We start from the raw sequence: 4326 nt of genomic DNA, 5'->3' as shown, positions 1-4326 counted from the left end.
GCTGCTTGGGCATGATGGGGCTTCCTTCTTCGTCCCGCAAAGTCTATACCAAACCCCTCAGAGCGCGAGGTTTTTCAGACCTTCCCTAACAGCCCCGGCATAAGAAATCCTGAGGGTGTCACATTGGGATTTGCAATTGAAACCCCTGTATACCTCCAGAATGTCACGGCTTTCCGGAGGAGGGGAAAATGCTCGGGGAACAAATGTTCAGGAACACGCTGGCCATCGGATGCGTCGGCATCGGGGTGTTGGGCGGCACGGCGGCCAGCGCCGCCGAGGACACGATCACGCTGCGCATGGCGGGGTTCCTGCCACCGACCTACAATATGGTCGAACACGGCTCGCATGTCTTCATGGACAAGGTCACCGAGCTGACCGACGGCCGGGTGCAGTGGGAATATTACCCCGCGCAGCAGATCGGCAAGGCCACCGAGATGGTACAGCTTCTCGAAAACGGCGTTGCCGACATCGCCGAGGTCAGCCCGACCTTTCACGGTGACAAGCTGCCGCTCTCGGGGCTGATCGAGCTGCCCGGGCTGGTGCAGGACGCCTGCGACACCGCCGCCGCCTTCCATGCGGTGGGCGATGTGGGCGGCGTCGTCTATGACGCCGATTTCGCCCCCATCGGAATCCGCCCGCTGAGCTATTTCATGATGCCCGGCTTCTCGATCCATTCGCGCGATCCGATCCGCGCGCTGGCGGATTTCAAGGGCAAGAAGCTGCGCCCGACCGGCGGCGTGCAGGAAATGTCGCTCGACAAGCTGGACGCGGTCGGCATCAAGATCCCCGGCATCGAATCCTTCAACTCGCTGACCCGGGGCACCATCGACGGCGTGATGATGTCCTTCTTCGGCGCCCAGGATTTCGAGCTCGAGACCGCGACCGATTACAGCCTGACCGGCTATCCCATGGGCGCGGGCGCGATCTTTGTCATGGTCTCGGACAAGACCTTCGAGGCGCTGCCCGCCGATGTGCAGGCCGCCATGGTCGATGCCGGCAGATATGCCGAAGACAATCTCTGCCGCTATCTCGACGCGCAGGAAGCCGTATCGCGGGACGTGTTCCGCGCCTCGGGCAGCGAGATCGTCGAGGTTTCGCCGGAAATGCGGGACGCGCTCGATGTTGCGCTGGCGCCGGTGGCCAACGACTGGACCGCACAGGTCGACGGGCGCGGAAAACCCGCCTCCGAGGCCCTGGCCGCCTATGAGGCAGCCCTGCGCGCCGGACAGTAATCCTCCTGCCGCATCCTCGGCACGGCGCCGCGTGGTCTCTGGTCGCGGCGCCGCTTTTCTCCTGCGGAACCGCCGCGGGTCATGCCCCAAGCCCCGGAAACCGCATGTCGCCCCTCACCCGTCTCCTCCGCGCGTTCGACCGGACGCTCGACCGGCTCGAACGCCTGCTGCTCGCCCTTGTTGCCGCGATGATGGTCGCCATCATGCTGCTGGTCTCGCTGGACGCGGTGCTGCGCTATTTCCTGAGCAGCCCGCTGGGCTTTGTGCACGATCTCGTGCTGCTCTACCTGCTGCCCGGCTCGATGTTCCTTGCCTTCTCGGCGACGCTGAAACGCGGCGGCCATGTCGCCGTCGATGTGCTGGAACAGGTCCTGCCCTGGCGCTTCCACCGCCTCGGCATGGGGCTGCTGCTGATCGTGGCCGCGCTGGTCACCGGAGGGATCACCTGGCTCTGGCTCCTCAACACGCAGGAGAGCTGGGCCGCGAAGCTCGCGACGACCGGCACCCATTCCTGGCCCATCTGGCCCAGCCAGGCAATCGTGCCGGCGGGCATGGGCATCCTGACGATCCGCGCGGTGCAGATCGCGCTGGGGCATCTTGCCGCCGCAATCAGCGGGCGCCGCCCCGCGGGCGACCCCGCCCCCGCCGCCGGACACCCCCCGAAACAAGAGGACACCCCCTGATGGCCATCTCCGCCGGCATCACCCTGCTCATCGCGCTGCTGCTGTTCGGCCTGCCCGTCGCCTTCACCCTGATGGTGGCCGGCGTGTCGGGGCTCTATCTGCTGATCGGCCCGGGCATGGTGACGGGGATCCTGTCGACCAGCCCGCTCGCCTCGATCCAGCTTTACGAGCTGACCGCGATCCCGATGTTCATCCTGATGGCCAATCTCATCATCGCCAGCGGCATCAGCGACGACCTCTTCAACGTTGCAAAGACCTGGACGGGCCGCGTGCCCGGCGGGCTCGCCCATGCCACGGTGCTGACCGGCGCGGCCTTCGGCGCGATCTCGGGCTCGAGCACCGCCGCCGCCGCGACCCTGTCCTCGACCAGCATTCCCGGCATGGTCAAACAGGGCTACGACGCCCGGCTCGCCTCGGGGGTGGCGGCGATTTCCGGCACGCTGGCGATGCTGATCCCGCCCAGCGTCGCGATGGTGCTTTATGCGGTGATCGCCGATATCAGCGTGTCGAAACTGCTGATCGCGGGGCTTGCGCCCGGTCTGCTCGTGACGCTGACGATCATGGCGACGGTGCTGTTCCTGGTCTGGCGCGCCCCCGATCACGCCCCGGCCGCAGAGCGCTATACGCTGCGCGAAAAGCTGGTCTCCATGCGCGCGGCCTGGCCGTTCCTGCTGCTTTTCGCTCTGGTGACCGGGGCGATCTATCTGGGGATCGCGACGGCGACCGAGACCTCGGCGCTCGGCGCGCTGGCGGCGACGCTGCTGTGCCTGCACCGGCGCGTGCCGCTGCGCGAGCTCCACCGCGCTCTGGTCGCCGCCGCAGAGGCAAGCTGCATGATCGCGCTGATCCTCATCGGGGCCAGTATCTTCGGCTATTTCATAACCCTCAGCCACATCGCGCAGGACCTCATGACCTATGTCGGCGCGGCGGGGCTGAACCGCTGGCTGGTGCTGCTGATCATCGTCGTGACCTATATCCTGCTGGGATGCGTGATGGACCTGATCACCATGATGATCGTCACGGTCCCGATCGCCGCGCCGCTGATGCTGCAACTGGGGTTCGATCCCTACTGGTTCGCGGTGATCACCATCATCGCCGGCGAGGTGGGCATGGTCACCCCGCCGCTCGGCCTCAATGTCTTCGTGATCTCGAAATACACCGGTATCCCGGTGACCCAGGTCTTTCGCGGCGCCTATCCGCATGTGATTGCGCATCTCGCGCTGATCCTGCTGCTCTCGGCCGTCCCGGCGCTGGTGACCTGGCTGCCCTCGACGATGAACTGAGGCCGCGCGCCGCTCAGATCCGGGCCGCGGCTTCAAGCTCTTCGTCATCGGCGACGAAGGGGCCCATATAGGTGCGCGACTTGTATGTGACCGGCAGGGTCGCCTCCGGCCCGATCAGATCGCCGAGGCTCTTGATCCGGGAATCCGTCATCTCGGCGGCGTATTCCGTCCGGCAATACTGCGCCAGCTCGCGGTAGATCCGTGCATAGGCGGGGTGGGTCAGCAGGTGCTTGCGCATCGCCAGCATGGTGGGCGTCACCAGCCCGGGCACCAGGAACAGCCGCACGCGGCTGCGGATGTGCTGCGGCAGCGTCGGCAAAAGTGACATCGGAATATGGCAGGTGGCCAGCCCCGCGGCCACGAATTCGATCGAATTGGCAAAGGTCGGCGACCCGAAAACCGGCATCGCCGAGGGCAGGAAATGCCGGTACCAGTCGTCCGACGCGGGACGCAGCGGCGCCGTCGGCTCGATCTCCACGTAGCGCGCGAGCACCGGTGAGATGGCCTTGAGGTCGCCGCGTTCGACCAGCGCCCGCCGCGCGTCCGCCTCGCTGATCGAGACCGGCACCGCCCAAGCGATCTTGTCGTCGAAGAGCTTGGCCAGGGCAAAGGACGAGCTGTCGTTCTGAATCGCCGAACGCGCGACCACGGCGAAATTGATCTTGTGCATGCGCAGTTGCTCGACCAGAAGCGTGCTGCTCAGATCGTAGACCAGCTCGAACTTGACGAATTGCGGCTCCTGCTGGGCGATGCGCGCGGCGGCGGCGGTGAAGCTGCCGCGCAGCGCCGGCGTCGTACCGAGCCGCAGCACCATGTTGGAATTCTGGAAGGTGTTCTCGTGTTCGGTCACGATGGCCGAGATCCGGCCGATCATCTCTTCGCTGGACTTGAACCAGAACTCCCCGGCGGGGGTCATGGCGATCTGTCCGGTGCGGCCGCGGATGATGAGCTGGCAATCCAGCGTTTCCTCGAGCCGCGCGAGATGCTGCGAGACCGAGGGCTGCGACAGCCCGATGCGCTGCGCCGCCTTGGTGATCGACCCCGCGATCACCACCCAGCGAAAGATTTCGAGTTGCTTGAGCGTGATGTCCATGCGGCGGCCTCCCCTCCGATCGCGCTGCATCGGGA

General features: G+C 65.9%; 4 protein-coding genes. 3 read left to right on the top strand and 1 reads right to left on the bottom strand.

The window, feature by feature from the left end:
• The first annotated feature begins 188 nt into the window (after positions 1-188).
• The 3 genes from dctP to M4578_RS25105 all read left to right on the top strand — a co-directional run bounded on the left by dctP (position 189) and on the right by M4578_RS25105 (position 3198).
• Positions 189-1232 carry a TRAP transporter substrate-binding protein DctP gene (dctP, locus tag M4578_RS25115; RefSeq protein ID WP_258095873.1) on the top strand — a complete coding sequence of 348 codons (1044 nt, stop codon included), beginning with the start codon at positions 189-191 and terminating at the stop codon, positions 1230-1232.
• Between the two features lie 104 nt (positions 1233-1336).
• Complete coding sequence (locus tag M4578_RS25110) at positions 1337-1915, top strand: TRAP transporter small permease (RefSeq protein ID WP_258095872.1); 579 nt, start codon at positions 1337-1339, stop codon at positions 1913-1915.
• Positions 1915-3198: a TRAP transporter large permease gene (locus M4578_RS25105; protein WP_258095871.1), complete on the top strand. Its 1284-nt coding sequence runs from the start codon at positions 1915-1917 to the stop codon at positions 3196-3198. The genes M4578_RS25110 and M4578_RS25105 overlap by 1 nt, the downstream gene beginning before the upstream one ends.
• 13 nt (positions 3199-3211) lie before the next feature.
• On the opposite strand, the gene M4578_RS25100 is transcribed toward M4578_RS25105, so the two are convergent.
• The gene (locus tag M4578_RS25100; protein ID WP_258095870.1) at positions 3212-4291 is read right to left on the bottom strand and encodes a LysR family transcriptional regulator; all 1080 of its coding nucleotides are present in this window, start codon (positions 4289-4291) and stop codon (positions 3212-3214) included.
• Between the last annotated feature and the right edge of the window lie 35 nt (positions 4292-4326).

This window comes from Salipiger pentaromativorans (assembly GCF_024721115.1).
In the GTDB taxonomy this organism is placed as follows: domain Bacteria; phylum Pseudomonadota; class Alphaproteobacteria; order Rhodobacterales; family Rhodobacteraceae; genus Salipiger; species Salipiger pentaromativorans.
Note: the sequence above shows the minus strand (reverse complement) of the source record. Positions and strands in the feature narration are given on the sequence as shown.

Coding starts and splice junctions, on each gene's coding strand:
- M4578_RS25105 (WP_258095871.1), top strand. CDS start 1,915: ATGGCCATCTCCGCCGGCATCACCCTGCTCATCGCGCTGCTGCTGTTC.
- dctP (WP_258095873.1), top strand. CDS start 189: ATGCTCGGGGAACAAATGTTCAGGAACACGCTGGCCATCGGATGCGTC.
- M4578_RS25110 (WP_258095872.1), top strand. CDS start 1,337: ATGTCGCCCCTCACCCGTCTCCTCCGCGCGTTCGACCGGACGCTCGAC.
- M4578_RS25100 (WP_258095870.1), bottom strand. CDS start 4,291: ATGGACATCACGCTCAAGCAACTCGAAATCTTTCGCTGGGTGGTGATC.